We start from the raw sequence: 17,220 nt of genomic DNA, 5'->3' as shown, positions 1-17,220 counted from the left end.
ACCACCAGAGGCCCCGGGTCAGGTCCGGGGCGTGAGGTCACAATCGCGCCGGTCCCCCGTAGGGTGGGTGCGAACCCACCAACCGGGCGGCTTCAGAACGCCTTGAAGGTCAGGGTCGTCTCGGTCCGTTCGATGCCTTCGATGTCGAGCAGGTGCTCGTTGATGTAATGACCCACGTCCTCTGGTTCCGGAACGTAGAGCTTGAGCAGCAGGTCGAAGGGGCCGGAAGTCGAATAGAGCTCGGAATGGATCTCGCGCAGGGCGATTTCCTCGGCCACGCGGTAGGACGTGCCCGGCTTGCAGCGGATGTTCACGAAGACGCAGCGCATGGGATCACCTCCGGTTGCCTGTCTGTCACAGTTAAACGCGAAATGCCGGTAAGGAAACCCGGCAGACTCAGATCGTCATGTGCCGGGCGCGCGCCCCGCGCTCGATGGCGGCGGCGTGCAGGCGGTCGAGATCGAGCTCGAAGCGGATTTCCTCGAGCAGGCGCAGTTCGCTCTCCGTTAGCGCCCCGTCGGCGGCGGCCACGTCGCAGGAGAGCGCATAGGCAGTCTCGAACAGCCGCTCGGGCAGGTTCTCGCGGATCAGCCCGAACAGCGCGTCGAGCCCGTCCTCCTCGGAGAACAGTTCGAACACCATCTGCGACATGACCTTCATCCGGTCGAGATCGTAGGTGGCGAAGATCGGCAGGTTGTTGACGAGGCTTTCGATCGTCAGAAGCTCGGCCGTGCGGATCGACTCGTCGGAGGCCGAGACCGCGATCATCACCGCGACCAGACAATCCTGCGGGGTGAGGGGATGGGGGATTTGCTCTGACACGGGTTGTCCTTTCCGGGGTCTTGTTGCAGCGCAGAATATTGACTGTCCCGCCCGGCGGCAATAGGAAGCCGAGCGACGTTCGCGTATAGGCATACGCGACGCTTATGAACCGGAGATACCCCAATGTCAGAGTTGCGCGACGCCGCCCTCTCATCGAAAGCCTGGCCTTTTGAAGAAGCGCGCCGCGTTCTCAAACGGTACGAGAAGGCGCCGCCCGAGAAGGGGTACGTGCTGTTCGAGACGGGCTATGGCCCGAGCGGGCTGCCGCATATCGGCACGTTCGGCGAGGTGCTGCGCACGACGATGATCCGGCGGGCGTTCGAGCTGATCTCGGACATTCCGACCCGGCTGATCTGTTTCTCCGACGACCTTGACGGGATGCGCAAGGTGCCGGGCAACGTGCCGAACCAGGAGATGCTGAAGGAGCACCTTCAGAAGCCGCTCACCTCGGTGCCCGACCCGTTCGGGACGCATGACAGTTTCGGCGATCACAACAACGCCATGCTGCGCCGGTTCCTCGATACGTTCGGGTTCGAGTACGAATTCATCTCGGCCACCGAGTTCTACAATACCGGCCAGTTCGACGAGGTGCTCTTGCGCGCCGCCGAGCGGTATGACGACGTGATGAAGGTGATGCTGAAGAGCCTGCGCGAGGAGCGGCAGCAGACCTATTCGATCTTCCTGCCGCTGCATCCCGAGACCGGCCGCGTGCTTTACGTGCCCATGAAGGAGGTGAACGCCAAGGACGGCACGATCACCTTCGACGACGAGGATGGCAAGGAGTGGACCCTGCCGGTGACCGGCGGCAACGTGAAGCTGCAGTGGAAGCCGGATTTCGGCGCGCGCTGGGCGGCGCTGGGGGTCGATTTCGAGATGTATGGCAAGGACCATTCGACCAACACGCCGATCTATGACCGGATCTGTCAGATCCTTGGCTGGAAGGCGCCGGAGCATTTCACCTACGAGCTGTTCCTCGACGATAACGGGCAGAAGATCTCCAAGTCGTCGGGCAACGGCATCTCGATCGACGAATGGCTGAGCTATGCCTCGACCGAGAGCCTGTCGTATTTCATGTACCAGAAGCCGAAGACGGCGAAGCGGCTTTATTTCGACGTGATCCCGCGGGCGGTGGACGAGTATCACCAGCAGCTTCGGGCCTATCCCGGGCAGGACGCGGCGCAGCAGGTGGCGAACCCCGTCTACCACATCCACAACGGCGACGTGCCGGAAAGCCGGATGGTGGTGCCGTTCGCGATGCTGCTGAACCTCGCCTCGGTCGCGCATGCGAATGACAAGGACCAGCTCTGGGGTTTCATTCGCCGTTACGCGCCCGATGCCAGCCCCGAGACGCACCCGGACCTCGATGCGGCGGCCGGGTTCGCGGTAAAGTATTACGAGGATTTCGTGGCGCCGGCGAAGACCTACCGCGCGCCGACGGAGGCCGAGCGCGAGGCGCTCACCGAGCTGCGCGACCAGCTGGCCGCCTATGACGGGCCGGTCGAGGACGAGGCGCTGCAATCGGTGGTCTATGCCGTGGGGCGCGACCGGTTCGACCCGCTGCGCGACTGGTTCAAGGCGCTCTACGAGGTGCTTCTTGGGGCAAGCCAAGGCCCGCGCTTCGGCGGGTTCATCGCACTTTACGGCGTGGATGAAACCGTGAAACTGATCGACGACGCGCTGGCGGGAAAGCTGGCCTGATACCTTCGGCGGAGGCGTCCGGCCGTGCTGTCGGATGCCTCCGGCGGGAATATTTCTGGCAAGATGAAGGGCGGGGGTGCGCCTGGGTCTTGGGGCTGGCCCCCAATCAGACCGACATGGCGAGCACGCGGCTGATCTCGGTGAGGGAACGGCCGGATTGGTCCATCCAGGTGTTGAAGGCGGATTGCACCGATTTCATCGCGGTTTTCGAGGTGGGCTGCTTGTCGATCACGCCTTCGGCGACAAGGCGGGCGACCACGTCGCGGGACATGATATAGCTGTCGCGGCCCATGAAGCGCATGGCGTACTGGCCGGCATTGCCGCCGAGATGGGCGCCGCGTTTCTTCAGCATGTCGAGCAGTGCCGCGTAGTCTTCCGAGGGCCAGCCGCCCAGCACCTGGCCCGCCCCGCCCTCGTCGCGCAGTTCCAGCAGGAAGGCGGCATTGTCGCGGACCGTGGCGATCTTGATGGGGTTGCGGACGATGCTTTTGTCGGCGACGAGCGCGTCGAATTTATCGTCGTCCATGAAGGCGCAGCGGCCCACGTCGAACCCGTCGAAGGCGGTTTCGAAGCCCTCCCACTTGGTCTCGATGACCTTCCAGTTGAAGCCCGCCTGGAAGATGGATTTCGACATCTGGGCGAGCCAGCGGTCGTCGGGGATGGCGGCGAGGTCGGCGGGGGATTTCGGCTTGGAGAGCTGTGCTTCGAGCGCGTCGGGGCCGCCTTTCCGCTCGGCGGCGATGTCGAAAATCTGGTCGAAGCTGCGCATGGGCTTTCTCCCCTCGTTGACGTGGAGTTTGCCGCCGGACTAGAACAGGAGCAACTGACAATACCCGGCAGGAACCGGAGCGAGGAGGCAGGCATGACACGTTGGATTATCCTTGGGCTGTTGGGGGGCGTGGCCGTGGCCTGTGCCGCGCCGTCGATGCCGCAGCCGTCGGAAGGGCAGGCGATCTACATGGAGAACTGCGTGCAGTGCCACGGTGTGTCGGGCAAGGGAGACGGGCCGTGGGCCAGCTCCTACGACCCGCGGCCGGCGGACCTGACGCGGCTGGAGCGGGGCGGGGAGTTCCCCGTGGCGCACGTGCTGAGCGTGATCGACGGGTATGAGCGCGCCGGGCAGCCGGGGCAGGAGATGCCGGAATTCGGCCTTCTTCTGGAGGGCGAGACGGTGCCGGTGGACACGGGCGACGGGGTTCTGACGCCGACGCCGCGGCCGCTGGCGGCGCTGATGGTGTATCTCGAGAGCATCCAGGCCGAGGGCTAGGGCCTAGCGGCAGATCCCCTCGATTTCCGCGTCTTTCCAGGGAATCAGCACCTTTTCGGGGATGTGCAGGCGGCTCATCGGGAAGGCGCCGCGGAGCATGTTGGCGATGCGCTTGGTGCGTGGCGCGTCGGGGTCGAGCGTGGCGCAGCAGATGTATTCCTCGACGATCGAGGCCTGCTGTTCGTAGCCGTAATCGAGGAAGTTCGCGTTCGTGGTGATGTCGAACAGGTAGGGGTCGTCGGAGCGGGAATGCTCGGCGGCGGAGCGGAGCGGCGAATAGCCGGTTTTCGCCCGGTTCTGCCATTGCCAGACATGCACGATTTCATGGGCGAAGAGCATGGCGCTGACGAGGTCGATCTTCTCGGGATACTCGGGCAGGTAGTCGCGCTGGTACCAGTCGCGGGCGAAGAAGATGTTGTTATTGAACACGAAAGCCGCGGGGGAGACGGTGACCGTGCGGGTCGTGGGCTCGGGCAGGATGCGTTCGCGGCAGGCGAGGCGGGGGCGGGCCTGGCGGAGATAGGTGGTCTCTCCGATCAGGGCGCCGTTGTTGAGGCGGATGCGGGAGACGTTGATCGTGTCGCCGTGCATCTGCTTGGCAAAGCTCTTTTCCGCGGGCGTCAGGGGGCGGCCGCAGGAGAGGAGAAGCAGGCAGGAGAGGAGGATGAACCAGCGCATGTCCGGGACGTTAGCAAGGGTTTAACGGGGCGGGTAGAGGGAAGATTCAGCCGTGGTGCGTTGCGAAGGGGCGAATCGGGGTTAACGGGCTGATTCCAGGGCGAAACGCCATGTCGGTATCGCGTCGGTATAACGTCGGTATTTTGTCGGTGTTTTTCACCGGCGGAGGTGGGGTTAACGGGCCGTGCGGGGCGCAACGGGGCGCGGGTCAGGCATCCTCGGGATAGGTGGCCTGGCATTGGCGGACGCCGGCGCTGGCCCGGGCCTGTGCGGCGGGGAGCGCGGCGCGGTATTCGGCCAGCTTGCGGGCCTCGCGGGCGCGGTTGATGGGGATGCGGATGGTTTCCGTCCGGAAGACGGTGTCGCGGCAGGGGAAGGCGATGGGCTTCTGCGTGGCCGGATCGCGGCGGTAGCAGGTGGTGAAGATGGTGCGGGGGACAGTACGCCGCTCGGTGCGGTAGCCGCGGGCGAGGGCTTCCTCGGTTTCGCGGATGTTGTGCTCGAGGGCGCGGAAATCGCGCGTGGCGCTGTAGGTGCAGTTCTGCAGGGGGGTGCAGGCGGTGAGGGCGAGGGCGGCGAGGAGGAGGAGGGGTTTGAGGAGGGGCATGGATTTACAGATCGACTTATTTCTCCTCCATCGTGGATATTTGGGAGATAGCCTTCGCAAGTTCTTTTTCTAGGGCTTCTTTCTCCGCAAGCTCTTTTTCCTGTTCTAACATCAGGAGGCAGCTTTGCTTAAGTATCTCATACAAGGTACCACACGTTTCTTCGTTCAGTTCATGTATCCCCAGGCTAAGTAACCCATAGACCTTTTTGTGCTTCAACATGAAAGGTGGGAGATAATCGGACAACATGTCGATTTTCTCACCTACTCTGCCCTGTTTAAACGCCTCGCCATCTATTGCTTCTCCTGCTCGTTTTCGAGCGCGCGCCAAAAGCCTTTCGAACACACGTCTCAAATAGACGAATGCTCCGATGTTAACGCCATGCGATGCCAAGCCATTGGCGCGAATGAATTCCCGGCGATCTTGTGGGTCGAGTACCTTGGTAAATTGCTTGAGGACGCCGTTGGCGATATCCGCGTGTGAAGGGAATTGGCCAATCTTTTGTATTTGTCCCGCAACGGCAATTTTTGTCCGCCTACCAGGCAAAGGTGCACAATATCCCACACAATCAACCATTACTACTAAGCACAGCCGATGCGTGTCATCGCGTTGACAAGAAAACCAAATTTGAGAAATACCATTGTATTCTTCGGGGTTTTCCGATGTGCGATTTGTCGCCGAGTGAAACACAGACATTCCATTGCATTCCGTGCAAAATCCGTCAATTCTGGTATGCCCAGCACGGAACATCCCCATGAATTCTGTATTGTGAATTTTTCTTTGATCGTAAGTCGGCACCTCAAAAACGAACTCCGTTGGGTCAAATTCTGGAAGATCGCTAGTTTCTTGTGTCTTCGCTTTAAGTTGTTCTTCTTTGGAGCGAAATTGAATTGGTAGCCTTGAGTTCATTCCCTTGCTCCATTTTGTGAAAGACACAATTGTTACACGTGGCCAACTTGCAATAGCTTCTGGAATAATGGCAAAGAAGTTGGCCCTTTAGCAACCACATGCACTCCCGCGCGATGGCCAGACCGCGGGGTGGCGAGCCGACGGGTGTTGGGGGCAGTTTATGGTGCGGCGTCAGGAGGACATTCGAGCTGAGTGCCTGCGGTGATCAATCGCCAGCCCGGGGGCGGTCTCCCTCTCGGCGATTGCAGGCAATCGCCTGCCGGGCAGCGGGCGATCGCGCGGCGCCGCGCCCTTGGCGCGGCTTGATTCCGCGCGGGGTGGGGAGAGGGCAGCGTGGGTTACGGCCGGGTGCGTTTGGTTGCGAGGGATGCCGGGCTGAAGCCCGGCCTACGGGGGATGGTTGTGGCGCGGCCCCGGTACGGGCTCAGACGTCGAGTTCCTCCACGAAACGCGCATTTTCCTGGATGTACTGGAACCGCAGTTCCGGCTTCTTGCCCATCAGCCGCTCCACCAGATCCCCGGTTTCGCCCGGTTCGTCCTCGTCGATGGTGACGCGGATGAGTTTGCGGGTGGCGGGGTCCATCGTGGTTTCTTTCAGGTCCTTGGCGTCCATTTCGCCGAGGCCCTTGAAGCGGGAGACGTCGATCTTGCCCTTGCCGCCGAGGCCCTTGGCGAGCCATTCGTCGCGCTCGGCCTGGTCGAGGCAGTAGACGCGTTTGGCGCCCTGGGTCAGCCGGTAGAGCGGCGGGCAGGCGAGGTAGAGGTGGCCGTTGTCGATGAGCGGCCGCATCTGGGTGAAGAAGAAGGTCATCAGCAGCGAGGCGATGTGGGCGCCGTCGACATCCGCATCCGTCATGATGATGATCTTGTCGTAGCGCAGGTCGTCGATGCGGAAGCGGGAGCCGAGGCCCACGCCGAGCGCCTGGGTCAGATCGTTGATCTCGGCGTTTGAGCCCAGTTTCGAGCTGGCTGCGCCGAGGACGTTGAGGATCTTGCCGCGCAGGGGGAGGAGCGCCTGGGTCTGGCGGAAACGGGCCATCTTGGCGGAGCCGCCGGCCGAGTCGCCCTCGACGATGAAAAGCTCGGTGCCTTCGCGGGCGTTGGAGGTGCAGTCGACCAGCTTGCCGGGCAGGCGGAGCTTCTTGGTGGCCGACTTGCGCTGGGTCTCCTTCTCCTGCCGGCGGCGGAGGCGTTCCTCGGCCCGGAGGACGAGGAAATCGAGGATGGCGCCGGCGGATTTGGTGTCACTGGCCAGCCAGTTGTCGAAATGGTCGCGGACGGCGTTTTCCACGAGGCGCTGGGCCTCGGTGGTGGCGAGGCGGTCCTTGGTCTGGCCGACGAATTCGGGTTCGCGGATGAAGCAGGAGACGAGGGCGCAGCCGCCTGTCATCAGGTCTTCGCGGGTGATGTTGGCGGCCTTCTTGTTGTTCACCAGCTCGCCATAGCCCTTGATGCCCTTGAGGATCGCGGCCCAGAAGCCGGCGACATGGGTGCCGCCCTCGGGCGTGGGGACGGTGTTGCAGTAGGATTGCAGGAAGCCGTCGCGCGAGGGGGTCCAGTTGATGGCCCATTCGACCTTGCCGGGGGTGCCGAAGCGTTCCTGGAAGTCGACGGTGCCGGCGAAGGGGCGTTCGGCATAGGTGGAGGCGGTGCCAAGGGTTTCGCGGAGGAAGTCCGACAGGCCGCCGGGGAAGTGGAAGGTGGCCTCCATCGGGGTGTCGCCATCGGGGATGGCGGATTTCCAGCGGATTTCGACGCCCGAGAAGAGATAGGCCTTGGAGCGGATGGAGTGGAAGAGGCGGTGCGGCTTGAAGCGGTGGGAGCCGAAGATCTCCTCGTCCGCGTGGAAGGTGACGGTGGTGCCGCGGCGGTTGGGGGCCTGGCCTATCTGTTCCAGCTTGCCCTGGGGCTTGCCGCGCGAGAAGCGCTGTTCGTAGAGCACCTTGTTGCGGGCGACCTGGACGATCATCAGGTCGGAGAGGGCGTTGACCACGGAAGCGCCGACGCCGTGGAGGCCGCCGGAGGTCTGGTAAGCCTTGCCCGAGAACTTGCCGCCGGCGTGCAGCGTGCAGAGGATCACCTCGAGCGCGGATTTGCCGGGGAATTTCGGGTGCTCGTCGACCGGCATGCCGCGGCCGTTGTCGGTGGTGGTGACGGAATGGTCTTCGTGCAGCGTGACCTCGATGCGGGAGGCGTGGCCGGCGACGGCCTCGTCCATCGAGTTGTCGAGAATCTCGGCCACGAGGTGGTGCAGCGCCCGGTCGTCGGTGCCGCCGATATACATGCCGGGGCGCTTGCGGACGGGCTCGAGCCCCTCGAGCACCTCGATGGAGGCGGCGTTGTAGTCGGAGGACTCCGTGGCGGTGAGAAGGTCGTCGGCCATGCTGCTGCTCTTTGGTTTGTTTGTTGAAGATAGTATGACAGAGCGGGCGGGACGGGGGAAGAGGTTGTGGTCAGGCGGGGCCGGATTCACCAGACTTTGTGCGGAGCCATTGGGCCATGGCGTCTTCCTCGATCAGGCCCTGGGCAAGGCTGATGATCTGTTGGCCGATTTCTTCGGTCTCGTGGGTGATCGTCACGCCGTTCAGCTTGAGGCAGATGAGCATCGACCGGTAGGCAGTGCGCTTGTTGCCGTCGTTGAAGCAATGGCCCTGCGAGATCGCCGCGGCATAGGCCGCCGCAAGGTCGAAGACGTCCTCGATCATCCCGTAGACAAGGCGGTTGTCGACGCGGGCGAGCGCCCCGTCGAGGGACTTGTCCTGCGCCCGGCCCGGCGGCTCGCCGGGGTTCAGGATCAGGTCATGGAGGGTTTCGACTTGCGCGGGGGTGAGGAGGCGGAAGCTCATTTATCCTTGAGGTAGTCGAGGACCGGTTGGGCCTGATCTTTCGTCTCCTCGAAGGCGGCCATCACCTCGTCCATCGTGGCATAACGGGGAGCGTCCTGAAGGGTGGCTTCCTCGGGAACGAGGTAGCCGATGCATTTGGAATTCTTCATGATCGCCACGGGCTTGCCGCCTGCGTGGTCGAAGACCTTCTGCGGTTCGCGCAGTTCGGTCATGGTGCAGATCTGGTTGGTGTGCAGGCGTTTCATGGCTGGGTGTCCGTTTTGATGTGTAGTTGAATGTATACTGGAGTGCCTATTCATTCAAGACCTGCTCGAGATATCGCGCGCAGCCCAAGAGCGGGAGGGTGTCGCAGGTGACGAGCAGCACGGGGATGGCGCGGACGATGTCGGTATAGGGCCCGCGGGAGGTGAAGCGGGCGTGGAAGGCCGAGGCGGGCAGGTGCGGGGCGATGACGGGGGCGAGGCTGCCGGTGAGGTGGAGGCCGCCGGCGGGCAGGTGATGCAGGGCGAAATTGCCGGCGATGAGGCCGAGGGCTTCGGCGAAGAGGGCGAGCGTGTCGAGCGCGGCGGGGTCGCCCTGCGCCGCGGCGGTGGCGATGGCGGTGGGGGAGAGGTCGGCGCCGGTGAGGAAGGCATGGATGTTGGTGAGGCCCGGCCCGGAGATGGCGGTTTCCATGGGCATGTGGAATTGCACGCCGCGCAGGTGGTCGAAGAGCGCGCCGAGGCGGCCGGTGGCGTGGGGCAGGGCGGAATGGCCGGATTCGGCGGGCGGGACGAAGAGGCCGTCGGGGCGGGTATGGATCACCGCGACGTTGCAGCCGGTGCCGAGGTTGAGGACGAGACGGGGAGCACCTTGCGCGGCGGGGCGGCCCGGGAAGATGATCTGGATCGTGTCGGCGGGCAGGTCGTCGAGCCCGAAGCCCTGGGCCTGAAGATCGTTCATCAGGTGGATCGCGTCGGCGCCGGTGACGTCGCGGAGGCGGGCGGCGTCGACGTGCCAGTGGTGATTGGTGAGCTGTGCCGTCTCGCCCAGCACGGGGCCGGCGACGCCGGCGCATAGGGCCTCGACCGGGCCGGGGGAGCGCTCGGCGAGGAAGGCGGCGACCACGCTCTCGAAGCTGGCGAACTCGTCGTTGCGGTAGCGGCGGAGGGTCTCCGGAAGGAGCCGGCCGTCTTCGGCCAGCGCCAACCGGGTGTTGGTGCCGCCGAGATCGGCCAGCAGGTGCCGCCTAGCCATTGCGCCATTTCTGCGCGACCGCGCGGGCGGTCTGGGCCAGCATCAGCACGTCGATGCCCACCGCCATGACCTGGGCCCCCCAGTCGCGGTAGGTGAGCGCGGTGTCGTGGTCGGTGGCGAGGATGCAGGCGGCCGTGTCGGAGGCAGCGGCGCGGGCGAGGACATCCTTGATCGTGTCGCGGACCTCTGGCGCGTTGCTGTCACCGAGATGGCCCATGTCGTTGGCGAGGTCGGAAGGGCCGATGAAGATGCCGTCGACACCCTCGACCGCGAGGATATCGTCGAGCGCCTCGACCGCGGCGCGGCTTTCGATCTGCACCAGCAGGCACATCTGGTCGTTGGCGGTGGTGATGTAGTTCGGCACCGACGAGAATTGCGAGGCGCGGGCCAGCGCGGCGCCGGAGCCGCGGATGCCTTGCGGCGGGTAGCGCATGGCGCGGACGAGGTCGCGGGCCTGGGCGGCGCTGTCGACCATGGGAATCAGAAGGGTCTGGGCGCCGGCGTCGAGTACCTGCTTGATGAGCCAGGGTTCTCCCATCGGAAGGCGGACCACGGGCTGGCAGGGCTTGCCCTCGAGCACCTGGAGCTGGGCCATGATGGTGCGCAGGTCGTTGGGGGCGTGCTCGGCGTCGAGGACGAGCCAGTCGAACCCGGCGGTGGCGAGCACCTCGGTCGGGTAGGGATCGGCGAAGCCGGCCCAGCAGCCATAGAGCTGGTCGCCCCGATTGAGGGCGGTCTTGAAGGTGTTTTCCGGGGCTGACATGGCGTTTGGCCTTTCCTCGTTCTGGTCTTGGCGCACCCTACGCGGGATGGGGTGCGGGGGTCTACAGGAAGTGGTGGGAAGGGGAGATGGGAAGGTGGCTCGGGAAGGTGGGTTGGCACCCACCCTACGGGGGGTTGCGACCCTGGTTTTCCGAGGGGAACGGAGGTCGGTATCGCGTCGGTGTTTTTGCGGGAGGGGTGCGGGGGTGGCGATATCTTGAAAAGATATCGGGTCGAATTCATTTGAAGAATTCGGTGTCGCGGTGGAGAGGTTCGGTTGGCTTGAGGGCGGGGGCCGGTGGGTTGTGGCGGGAGGGTTTGAGTATTTTTGGAACAATGAAAATGCGGAGGGTGGCCGCGGCCGAGGCGAGGGAGGCGGCCGTGGTGATCGAGTATTTCTGGAAAGATGAAAGTGGGGGGTCAGGGTTTCGGGGCGGCGGCCTCGAGGGCTTCGCGGAAGGTGTCGCGGTCGCCGATGTGGTTGGTGAGGATCAGGATGAGGCGGGCGTTGAGGGCGGCGCTTTCGTCGTCCGTCAGCCCCTCGTGGGCGGCGAGGAGGTCGGCGTAGAGGTCGTCGGGGGCGTCGATATTGGGGGTGAGGGTGAGGGTCATGCGTGGCCTCCCTTGGCGCGGGTGAGGGCGGTTTCGATCTCTGCCGGCGTGGCGTCGGCCCAGCGGGCGGCGACGTGCTGGTCGGGGCGGAGGAGGTAGAGGGCGCTGGGCGCCGTCCCGAGGTAGCGGCTGCGCAGGGCCTCGGTGATCTCGGTCAGCGAGAGGGGGGTGGTGCCGGGGATGGCGGGCGCCTCGCGGCCGAGGGCAAGGAGGGTGAAGCCGTTTCGCAAATGGTCGAGCAGGTAGCCATTGCCGAGCGGCGCGTCGGGGCAGGGGGCGCCGGGGCGGGTCCGGGCCGGGCCGCCGGGCAGGGCGTCGGGGGTGCTGAGCGGCGATCCCGCATGGGTGCAGGGCACGGAGAGGCGGCCGGAATTCACCAGCGGGCGGGCGAAGGCGTGGTGTTCGGAGAGGTCGAGCACGGCGTCGCGGAAGAGGCGGCTGGTTTTCGACTTGGGCGTGATGAAATCGGTGGAGCGGGAGGAGTTGAAGATGTTCTCGTCGGCCGCCTCGACACGCTCGGTGTCGTAACTGTCGAGAAGAGTGTCGGGCGCCTCGCCCGCCAGCACGAGGCGGAGCTTCCAGCAGAGGTTGTCGGTGTCCTGCAGGCCGGAATTGGCGCCGCGGGCACCGAAGGGCGAGACCTGGTGCGCGGCGTCGCCGGCGAAGAGGACGCGGCCGTGGCGAAAGCGTTCCATGCGGCGGCACTGGAAGGTGTAGATCGAGACCCATTCGAGGTCGAACGCCACGTCGTCGCCCAGCATCTGGCGGACGCGGGCGCGGACGCGCTCGGGCTCTTTCTCCTTCTCGCGGTCGATGTCCCAGCCGAGCTGCAGGTCGATGCGCCATACGCCGTCGGGCTGTTTGTGGAGGAGCGCCGACTGGCCGGGGTTGAAGGGCGGGTCGAACCAGAACCAGCGCTCGGTGGGGAAATCGGCCTGCATGGTGACGTCGGCGATGAGGAAGTTGTCCTCGAAAACGCGGCCGGTGAAGCCGAGGCCGAGCCTGTCGCGGGTGGGGGAGCCGGCGCCGTCGCAGGCGATGACGTACTCCGCTTCGAGGCCGTAGGGGCCCTCGGGCGTGTCGACGGTGAGGGCGACGTGATCGGGACGGGCGGCAATGGCGGTGACGCGGCTGTTGCCGCGAAGGTCGACGGGGGCGCGGCCCTCCTGCAGGGTGCGGAGGCGGGCGACCATGTCGTTCTCGAGGTGGTATTGCTGGAGGTTGACGAAGGCGGGGCGGCGGTGGCCGTCCTCGGGGAGGAGGTTGAACTCGTAGACCTTGCGGTCGCCGAAGAAGACCTTGCCGAGGTTCCAGCGCACGCCGCGATCTGTCAGCGGGTCGCCGCAACCGAGGCGGTCGGCGATCTCGAGCGTGCGCTTGGAGAAGCAGATGGCGCGGGAGCCGTGGGAGACCTTGTCATTCTCGTCGAGCACCAGGACGGGCACGCCCTGCTGGCCGAGATCGAGCGCGGCGGCGAGGCCGACGGGGCCCGCGCCAATGACGATGACCGGGTGGCGGACGGGTGTCGCGGCATCCTGATCGGGGTGTCGCGCGTAGGGGTAGAGCGGAGTGTCGAAAAGGCGAGTCATGGGCGGGCCTCACAGGCGCATTGTGTGGCGCGGGGGCAACGGGTGATGGGGTGGAGCGGAATTTTCGGAACAGGGCGGGCGCCAGCGGTGTTGGTGATCCAGAAAAGATAGACCTGGGGAGTGCAAACGTGTCTGCCGCCGATGTGAGTGAAAACGAGAAACAGAACCGCGCCGCCGGGCTTGGCCTTGTCGGGCTGGCGGGAGTCGGCGTTCTGGGCGGCCTTGCGGTCGCCGTGGTGCCCGTGGTGGGCGAGAGCCTGCGGCCGATCAACCTTGCCCCCGTCAACCTTGCAATGACGGGTTTGGCCGGGGCCGGGCTGCTGATGGCGGCGATGGGGGCGGTTCTGCGCCGCGCCGATCCGTTTTACCGCGGCGCGGGCGTGGCAGGTGGCTTCCTGCTGGTCGTCTTCGCGGTGTCCTTCCTGATCAATCCGCTGGCGGGCCTGATCCTGCTGACGCTGACGACGCTGGGTGTCTTCGCGACGCTGGCCGCGGTCTACCTTCTCGGGCCCGTCGACGAGGCCGCGGACGATGCGCCTGCGGCGGAGGTCGAGGACCGGCCCAAGGCCGAGGTGATCCGCCCCGCGGCGTGGCACATGCCGAAGCCCGCCAACCTGCCCGGCGCCGTGGCGCTCAAGCAGGAGGTGTGCAAGCCGGAGGCGCGGCTGACGCTGTAATGCCGGCATGGCGGGGCTGACGTGCCTGTGCATCCTCAGCCCTGCAACTGTTCCCACATTTCAACGTCGCGTTCGGCCGTCCAGATGCGGGGGGTGTCGATGCCGCGGGCCTCGTCGTAGGCGCGGGCGACGTTGAAGGGCAGGCAGTGCTCGTAGATCGCGTAGTCGGAGAACTTCGGGTCGCAGGCGGCGCGCACCGCGTCCCAGGCTTCTTTCAGCGTGCCGCCCCGGGCGGCGACGCGGGCGGCCGGGCGGTAGGTGCTTTCCACGAAATCGCGGGTGTTCTCGATGGCGGCGTTGACCATTTCGCGGCCCATCAGCGCGTCGCCCCGGCCCGGCGCGATGGCGTCGACGTCGAACCACTTGATCTCGTCAAGCGTGTCGCCCCAGTCGGAGAAATGCCCGTCGCCGCAGTAGCAGGCGGAGTGGTATTCGACGATATCGCCGGTGAACATGACGTTTTCGTCCGGCACGTGGATGACGATATCGCCCGCGGTATGGGCGCGGCCGAGATGCATGAGGTCGACCCGGCGGTTGCCGAGATAGACGGTCATGCTGTCGGAGAAGGTGGTGGTGGGCCAGGTGAGGCCGGGGATCGATTCATGCCCTTCGAAGAGGCGGGGGAAGCGTTGGAATTCGCTGTCCCAGTCTTCCTGCCCGCGTTCGGCGACCATGGCGCGGGCCGTGTCGCCCATGATGATCTGCGGCGCGCCGTAGGCCGAGGCCCCGAGGACGCGGACGGCGTGGTAATGGGTCATGACAAGGTGGGTGATCGGCTTGTCGGTGACCTCGCGGACCTTCTCGATGACCTTGCCCGCGAGCCGGGGCGTGGCCTGGGCCTCGATGATCATGACGCTGTCGTCGCCGATGATGACGCCGGAGTTGGGGTCGCCCTCGGCGGTGAAGGCCCAGAGGCCGTTGCCGACCTCGGTGAAGCTGATGGTTTTCTCGGTGAGGTCACCTTGAGAGGCGAAGGCCTTGGACATGGGGGGCTCCTTTCTGAGATGGACAGGGGCGGGGGGCTGTGCTTGGGTTTTTCCCATGATGCAGAGCCGGTTGCCCTATGTTCTGACGTTCCTGATCACCGTTGCGACGGGTGTTGCCCTGTTGGCGATGGGCCGGGCGGGGGTGTGCCCCTGTGGCTATGTGGACCTGTGGGGCACGGTCGGCACGGAGGAGGCGAACCAGCAGGTTCTGGACTGGTACGCGCCGAGCCATCTGTTGCACGGGTTGCTGTTCTATGCCGCGCTGTGGCTGGTGGTGCCAAGGATGGCGATTGGCTGGCGGCTGGTGATCGCGACGGTGGTGGAATGCGCGTGGGAGATCGTTGAGAACACCGATGCGATGATCCAGCGCTATCGCGATACGACGGTGTCGGCGGATTACGTGGGCGACAGCGTGTTGAACTCGGTGTCCGACATCGTGGCGATGTGGGTGGGGTTTGCGCTGGCGCGTTTCGTGCCGGTGTGGGTGAGTGTGCTCGTGGTGATCGGGTTCGAGGTGCTGACCGCGATCGTGATCCGCGACGGGCTGGCGCTCAACATCCTGATGCTGCTGTGGCCGCTGGAGGCGGTGAAGGAATGGCAGGGCGGCTGAGGTCATGAGGCGACCGTCTGGTCGATGGTGCCGAAGAGGGCGTTTCCGGCCTCGTCTTCCATCCAGATCCTGACGCGGTCGCCGGGTTGCAGGAAGGGGGTTTTGGGTGCGCCTTCCTGCAAGGTTTCGACCATGCGCTGTTCGGCGATGCAGGAATAGCCGCGGCCGCCGGCGCTGACCGGTTTGCCGGGGCCGCCGTCGGGGTCTCGATTGGAAACGGTGCCGGAGCCGACGATTGTGCCGGCGGCGAGGTGGCGGGTTTTGGCGGCGTGGGCGATGAGGGTGGGGAAGTCGAAGGTCATGTCTTCGCCCGCATTGGCGCGGCCGAAGGGTTTCCCGTTCAGCTCCACATGCATGGTGCCGTGCAGCTTGTCGCCGTCCCAGCCGGGCAGGGCGTCGGGGGTGATGGCGAGGGGTGAGAAGGCGCAGGCGGGTTTCGACTGGACGAAGCCGAAGCCCTTGGACAGCTCGTCGGGGATGAGGGCGCGAAGCGAGATGTCGTTGCAGAGCAGGACAAGGCGGATGGCGGCGCGGGCCTGGTCGCGGGTGGCGCCCATGGGGACGGGGCCGGTGATGACGGCGACCTCTGCCTCGAAATCGATGCCCCATGACGGGTCGCCGGGGATGGGCGCGGTGGGGGCGAGGAAACTGTCGGAGCCGCCCTGGTACATGAGCGGGTCGTGCCAGAAGCGGTCGGGCATCTCGGCGCCGCGGGCGCGGCGGACGAGGTCGACATGGTTCACGTAGGCCGAGCCGTCGAGGAACTGGTAGGCGCGGGGGAGGGGGGAGAGGCAGGTTGTTGCGTCGAAGGGCCTCTCCGCCCCTTGCGGGGACGGCTCGGCCCCGTCGAGGAGGGATTGCAGCGTGGCGCCTTCGGGCAGGCGGCAGGCCTGGCCGTCATCGGAAAGGATGGCAAGCTGGCCGTCGGGGGTGCCGTTTTCGAGGGTGGCGTACTTCATGGCGTGGCTTTCAGGGGGAGGGTCAGCCCGTCATGGGCGATGTGGAGCGTGCCGGAGAAGTGGGGTGCGGCCTCGGCGCGCCATGTGTCTTCGGTGACGTCCGGGTCGCCGGAGGGGATGAGGTGGTTGAGGGCGAGCTGTGAGACGCCCGCGCGTTCGGCCAGTTGGGCGGCGTCATGGGCGGCGGTGTGGCTGCGCAGGATGTGCTTGAGCAGGCGGTCGTCGGCATAGCCCATGCGGTTGACGAGGGCGGTGACGTGGTCGGTGAGCATGGCCTCGTGGACGAGGAGGTCGGCGTCTTTGGCGAAGTCGACCATGGCGGGGATGGGAGCGGTGTCGCCGGAGAGGACGGCGCTGCTTGACGTGCCGTCGAAGCGGAGGGCGTAGCTTTCGGTGACGGGCGGGTGGTGATTGGGGAGCGCGGTTATGCGCAGGCTGCCGAGGGCCAGGTCGAGGTGGTCGTCGAGCAGGTGAATGGGGAAGAGCGTATCGAAATCGGGGCGGCCTTCGTCTTCGGTTCTGGTGTCGATGTCGTAGGCCATCGAGGCGCGGAAGCCCTGCCAGTAGGTGGGCAGGCCGGAGGGGGCGTAGATGGGCACCTCGCGCTTGAGGCCGGCTGTCCAGGCGGTGTGGAGGAGGGGACCCAGCTCGAGATAGTGGTCGGAATGCAGGTGGGTGATCAGGATCGCGTCGATCTCGGTCAGGGCCACGCCTGCGCGGCAGACGCCGGCCGCCGCCCCCAGCCCTGCGTCGACCAGCACGGTTTTCCCGTCCATCCGCACGAGGATCGACGTGGGCATGGCCGAGCCCGGCCGGATCGCCGGGCCGCCCTTGCTGCCGAGGATCGTCACGCTGTCCATGGGGGCACTGTCCGGGGCTTTCATTGTTCCGGAAATACTCAACTGCGCGTCATTTGCGGCCCGGTGTGCCGTCGAATTTCTTCTCGAGGCTGTCCCAGCAATCG

At 65.5% G+C, this 17,220-nt stretch carries 20 protein-coding genes; 4 read left to right on the top strand and 16 right to left on the bottom strand.

The features are described 5' to 3' along the window. Positions 1-92 precede the first annotated feature (92 nt). Together QUV18_RS23425 and QUV18_RS23420 are read right to left on the bottom strand one after the other, a co-directional pair. Entirely contained in the window at positions 93-329 is a 237-nt protein-coding gene (locus QUV18_RS23425; protein WP_057820322.1) for an Lrp/AsnC ligand binding domain-containing protein, read from the bottom strand. Positions 330-396: 67 nt separating this feature from the next. Further along, a complete protein-coding gene (locus tag QUV18_RS23420) occupies positions 397-822 on the bottom strand; it encodes a tellurite resistance TerB family protein (RefSeq protein WP_300896592.1) in 426 nt (141 codons plus the stop codon). A 123-nt stretch (positions 823-945) separates the two neighbouring features. Here QUV18_RS23420 and QUV18_RS23415 point away from each other — a divergent pair, with 123 nt between their 5' ends. After that, positions 946-2,520, top strand: a complete 1,575-nt coding sequence (locus QUV18_RS23415) for a lysine--tRNA ligase (protein WP_300896591.1) — start codon at positions 946-948, stop codon at positions 2,518-2,520. A 106-nt stretch (positions 2,521-2,626) separates the two neighbouring features. Here the strand turns inward: QUV18_RS23415 and QUV18_RS23410 are convergent, their stop codons facing one another. Then, the gene (locus QUV18_RS23410) at positions 2,627-3,289 is read right to left on the bottom strand and encodes a DNA-3-methyladenine glycosylase I (protein ID WP_300896590.1); all 663 of its coding nucleotides are present in this window, start codon (positions 3,287-3,289) and stop codon (positions 2,627-2,629) included. 93 nt (positions 3,290-3,382) lie between these two features. On the opposite strand from QUV18_RS23410, the gene QUV18_RS23405 reads away from it, so the two are divergent. Further along, positions 3,383-3,787 carry a cytochrome c gene (locus QUV18_RS23405; RefSeq protein ID WP_300896589.1) on the top strand — a complete coding sequence of 135 codons (405 nt, stop codon included), beginning with the start codon at positions 3,383-3,385 and terminating at the stop codon, positions 3,785-3,787. A 3-nt stretch (positions 3,788-3,790) separates the two neighbouring features. Here QUV18_RS23405 and QUV18_RS23400 read toward each other — a convergent pair whose 3' ends face one another. The 10 genes from QUV18_RS23400 to QUV18_RS23355 form a co-directional block, all read right to left on the bottom strand. Further along, positions 3,791-4,465, bottom strand: coding sequence for a hypothetical protein (locus tag QUV18_RS23400; protein ID WP_300896588.1), 675 nt, complete (start codon positions 4,463-4,465; stop codon positions 3,791-3,793). Positions 4,466-4,673: 208 nt separating this feature from the next. After that, positions 4,674-5,072 carry a hypothetical protein gene (locus tag QUV18_RS23395; RefSeq protein ID WP_300896587.1) on the bottom strand — a complete coding sequence of 133 codons (399 nt, stop codon included), beginning with the start codon at positions 5,070-5,072 and terminating at the stop codon, positions 4,674-4,676. Between the two features lie 16 nt (positions 5,073-5,088). After that, positions 5,089-5,979, bottom strand: a complete 891-nt coding sequence (locus QUV18_RS23390; RefSeq protein WP_300896586.1) for a hypothetical protein — start codon at positions 5,977-5,979, stop codon at positions 5,089-5,091. Positions 5,980-6,403: 424 nt separating this feature from the next. Next, positions 6,404-8,362 carry a DNA topoisomerase IV subunit B gene (parE, locus tag QUV18_RS23385; RefSeq protein ID WP_300896585.1) on the bottom strand — a complete coding sequence of 653 codons (1,959 nt, stop codon included), beginning with the start codon at positions 8,360-8,362 and terminating at the stop codon, positions 6,404-6,406. A gap of 70 nt (positions 8,363-8,432) precedes the next feature. Continuing rightward, a complete protein-coding gene (locus QUV18_RS23380) occupies positions 8,433-8,825 on the bottom strand; it encodes a type II toxin-antitoxin system death-on-curing family toxin (protein ID WP_300896583.1) in 393 nt (130 codons plus the stop codon). After that, positions 8,822-9,070: a hypothetical protein gene (locus tag QUV18_RS23375; protein WP_300896582.1), complete on the bottom strand. Its 249-nt coding sequence runs from the start codon at positions 9,068-9,070 to the stop codon at positions 8,822-8,824. Before QUV18_RS23375 ends, QUV18_RS23380 begins: the two co-directional genes overlap by 4 nt. A gap of 46 nt (positions 9,071-9,116) precedes the next feature. Continuing rightward, positions 9,117-10,061, bottom strand: a complete 945-nt coding sequence (locus QUV18_RS23370; protein WP_300896581.1) for a glucokinase — start codon at positions 10,059-10,061, stop codon at positions 9,117-9,119. After that, positions 10,054-10,824, bottom strand: a complete 771-nt coding sequence (locus QUV18_RS23365) for an HpcH/HpaI aldolase/citrate lyase family protein (RefSeq protein ID WP_300896580.1) — start codon at positions 10,822-10,824, stop codon at positions 10,054-10,056. The genes QUV18_RS23370 and QUV18_RS23365 overlap by 8 nt, the downstream gene beginning before the upstream one ends. A gap of 419 nt (positions 10,825-11,243) precedes the next feature. Then, a complete protein-coding gene (locus QUV18_RS23360; protein ID WP_300896579.1) occupies positions 11,244-11,435 on the bottom strand; it encodes a DUF2783 domain-containing protein in 192 nt (63 codons plus the stop codon). Beyond that, positions 11,432-13,024, bottom strand: a complete 1,593-nt coding sequence (locus QUV18_RS23355; protein WP_300896578.1) for an FAD-dependent oxidoreductase — start codon at positions 13,022-13,024, stop codon at positions 11,432-11,434. Before QUV18_RS23355 ends, QUV18_RS23360 begins: the two co-directional genes overlap by 4 nt. Before the next feature lie 128 nt (positions 13,025-13,152). Between QUV18_RS23355 and QUV18_RS23350 the strand changes: the two genes are divergently transcribed. Beyond that, the gene (locus QUV18_RS23350) at positions 13,153-13,701 is read left to right on the top strand and encodes a hypothetical protein (protein ID WP_300896577.1); all 549 of its coding nucleotides are present in this window, start codon (positions 13,153-13,155) and stop codon (positions 13,699-13,701) included. Between the two features lie 35 nt (positions 13,702-13,736). On the opposite strand, the gene QUV18_RS23345 is transcribed toward QUV18_RS23350, so the two are convergent. Then, positions 13,737-14,687 (bottom strand): MBL fold metallo-hydrolase, encoded by a 951-nt coding sequence (locus tag QUV18_RS23345; protein WP_300896576.1) that lies wholly within the window; start codon positions 14,685-14,687, stop codon positions 13,737-13,739. Positions 14,688-14,742: 55 nt separating this feature from the next. On the opposite strand from QUV18_RS23345, the gene QUV18_RS23340 reads away from it, so the two are divergent. Further along, positions 14,743-15,297: a DUF2585 family protein gene (locus QUV18_RS23340; RefSeq protein ID WP_300896575.1), complete on the top strand. Its 555-nt coding sequence runs from the start codon at positions 14,743-14,745 to the stop codon at positions 15,295-15,297. Between the two features lie 2 nt (positions 15,298-15,299). Here QUV18_RS23340 and QUV18_RS23335 read toward each other — a convergent pair whose 3' ends face one another. Beyond that, positions 15,300-16,256 carry a fumarylacetoacetate hydrolase family protein gene (locus QUV18_RS23335; RefSeq protein WP_300896573.1) on the bottom strand — a complete coding sequence of 319 codons (957 nt, stop codon included), beginning with the start codon at positions 16,254-16,256 and terminating at the stop codon, positions 15,300-15,302. After that, positions 16,253-17,140: an MBL fold metallo-hydrolase gene (locus tag QUV18_RS23330; RefSeq protein ID WP_300896572.1), complete on the bottom strand. Its 888-nt coding sequence runs from the start codon at positions 17,138-17,140 to the stop codon at positions 16,253-16,255. The genes QUV18_RS23335 and QUV18_RS23330 overlap by 4 nt, the downstream gene beginning before the upstream one ends. Positions 17,141-17,220 lie beyond the last annotated feature (80 nt).

The organism is Roseovarius sp., from assembly GCF_030373445.1.
GTDB lineage: Bacteria > Pseudomonadota > Alphaproteobacteria > Rhodobacterales > Rhodobacteraceae > Roseovarius.
Note: the sequence above shows the minus strand (reverse complement) of the source record. Positions and strands in the feature narration are given on the sequence as shown.

Excerpts from the sequence above, each read along its gene's own strand:
- QUV18_RS23425 (WP_057820322.1), bottom strand. The coding sequence starts at position 329 with ATGCGCTGCGTCTTCGTGAACATCCGCTGCAAGCCGGGCACGTCCTAC.
- QUV18_RS23415 (WP_300896591.1), top strand. The coding sequence starts at position 946 with ATGTCAGAGTTGCGCGACGCCGCCCTCTCATCGAAAGCCTGGCCTTTT.
- QUV18_RS23410 (WP_300896590.1), bottom strand. The coding sequence starts at position 3,289 with ATGCGCAGCTTCGACCAGATTTTCGACATCGCCGCCGAGCGGAAAGGC.
- QUV18_RS23405 (WP_300896589.1), top strand. The coding sequence starts at position 3,383 with ATGACACGTTGGATTATCCTTGGGCTGTTGGGGGGCGTGGCCGTGGCC.
- QUV18_RS23400 (WP_300896588.1), bottom strand. The coding sequence starts at position 4,465 with ATGCGCTGGTTCATCCTCCTCTCCTGCCTGCTTCTCCTCTCCTGCGGC.
- QUV18_RS23395 (WP_300896587.1), bottom strand. The coding sequence starts at position 5,072 with ATGCCCCTCCTCAAACCCCTCCTCCTCCTCGCCGCCCTCGCCCTCACC.
- QUV18_RS23390 (WP_300896586.1), bottom strand. The coding sequence starts at position 5,979 with ATGAACTCAAGGCTACCAATTCAATTTCGCTCCAAAGAAGAACAACTT.
- parE (WP_300896585.1), bottom strand. The coding sequence starts at position 8,362 with ATGGCCGACGACCTTCTCACCGCCACGGAGTCCTCCGACTACAACGCC.
- QUV18_RS23380 (WP_300896583.1), bottom strand. The coding sequence starts at position 8,825 with ATGAGCTTCCGCCTCCTCACCCCCGCGCAAGTCGAAACCCTCCATGAC.
- QUV18_RS23375 (WP_300896582.1), bottom strand. The coding sequence starts at position 9,070 with ATGAAACGCCTGCACACCAACCAGATCTGCACCATGACCGAACTGCGC.
- QUV18_RS23370 (WP_300896581.1), bottom strand. The coding sequence starts at position 10,061 with ATGGCTAGGCGGCACCTGCTGGCCGATCTCGGCGGCACCAACACCCGG.
- QUV18_RS23365 (WP_300896580.1), bottom strand. The coding sequence starts at position 10,824 with ATGTCAGCCCCGGAAAACACCTTCAAGACCGCCCTCAATCGGGGCGAC.
- QUV18_RS23360 (WP_300896579.1), bottom strand. The coding sequence starts at position 11,435 with ATGACCCTCACCCTCACCCCCAATATCGACGCCCCCGACGACCTCTAC.
- QUV18_RS23355 (WP_300896578.1), bottom strand. The coding sequence starts at position 13,024 with ATGACTCGCCTTTTCGACACTCCGCTCTACCCCTACGCGCGACACCCC.
- QUV18_RS23345 (WP_300896576.1), bottom strand. The coding sequence starts at position 14,687 with ATGTCCAAGGCCTTCGCCTCTCAAGGTGACCTCACCGAGAAAACCATC.
- QUV18_RS23340 (WP_300896575.1), top strand. The coding sequence starts at position 14,743 with ATGATGCAGAGCCGGTTGCCCTATGTTCTGACGTTCCTGATCACCGTT.
- QUV18_RS23335 (WP_300896573.1), bottom strand. The coding sequence starts at position 16,256 with ATGAAGTACGCCACCCTCGAAAACGGCACCCCCGACGGCCAGCTTGCC.
- QUV18_RS23330 (WP_300896572.1), bottom strand. The coding sequence starts at position 17,140 with ATGAAAGCCCCGGACAGTGCCCCCATGGACAGCGTGACGATCCTCGGC.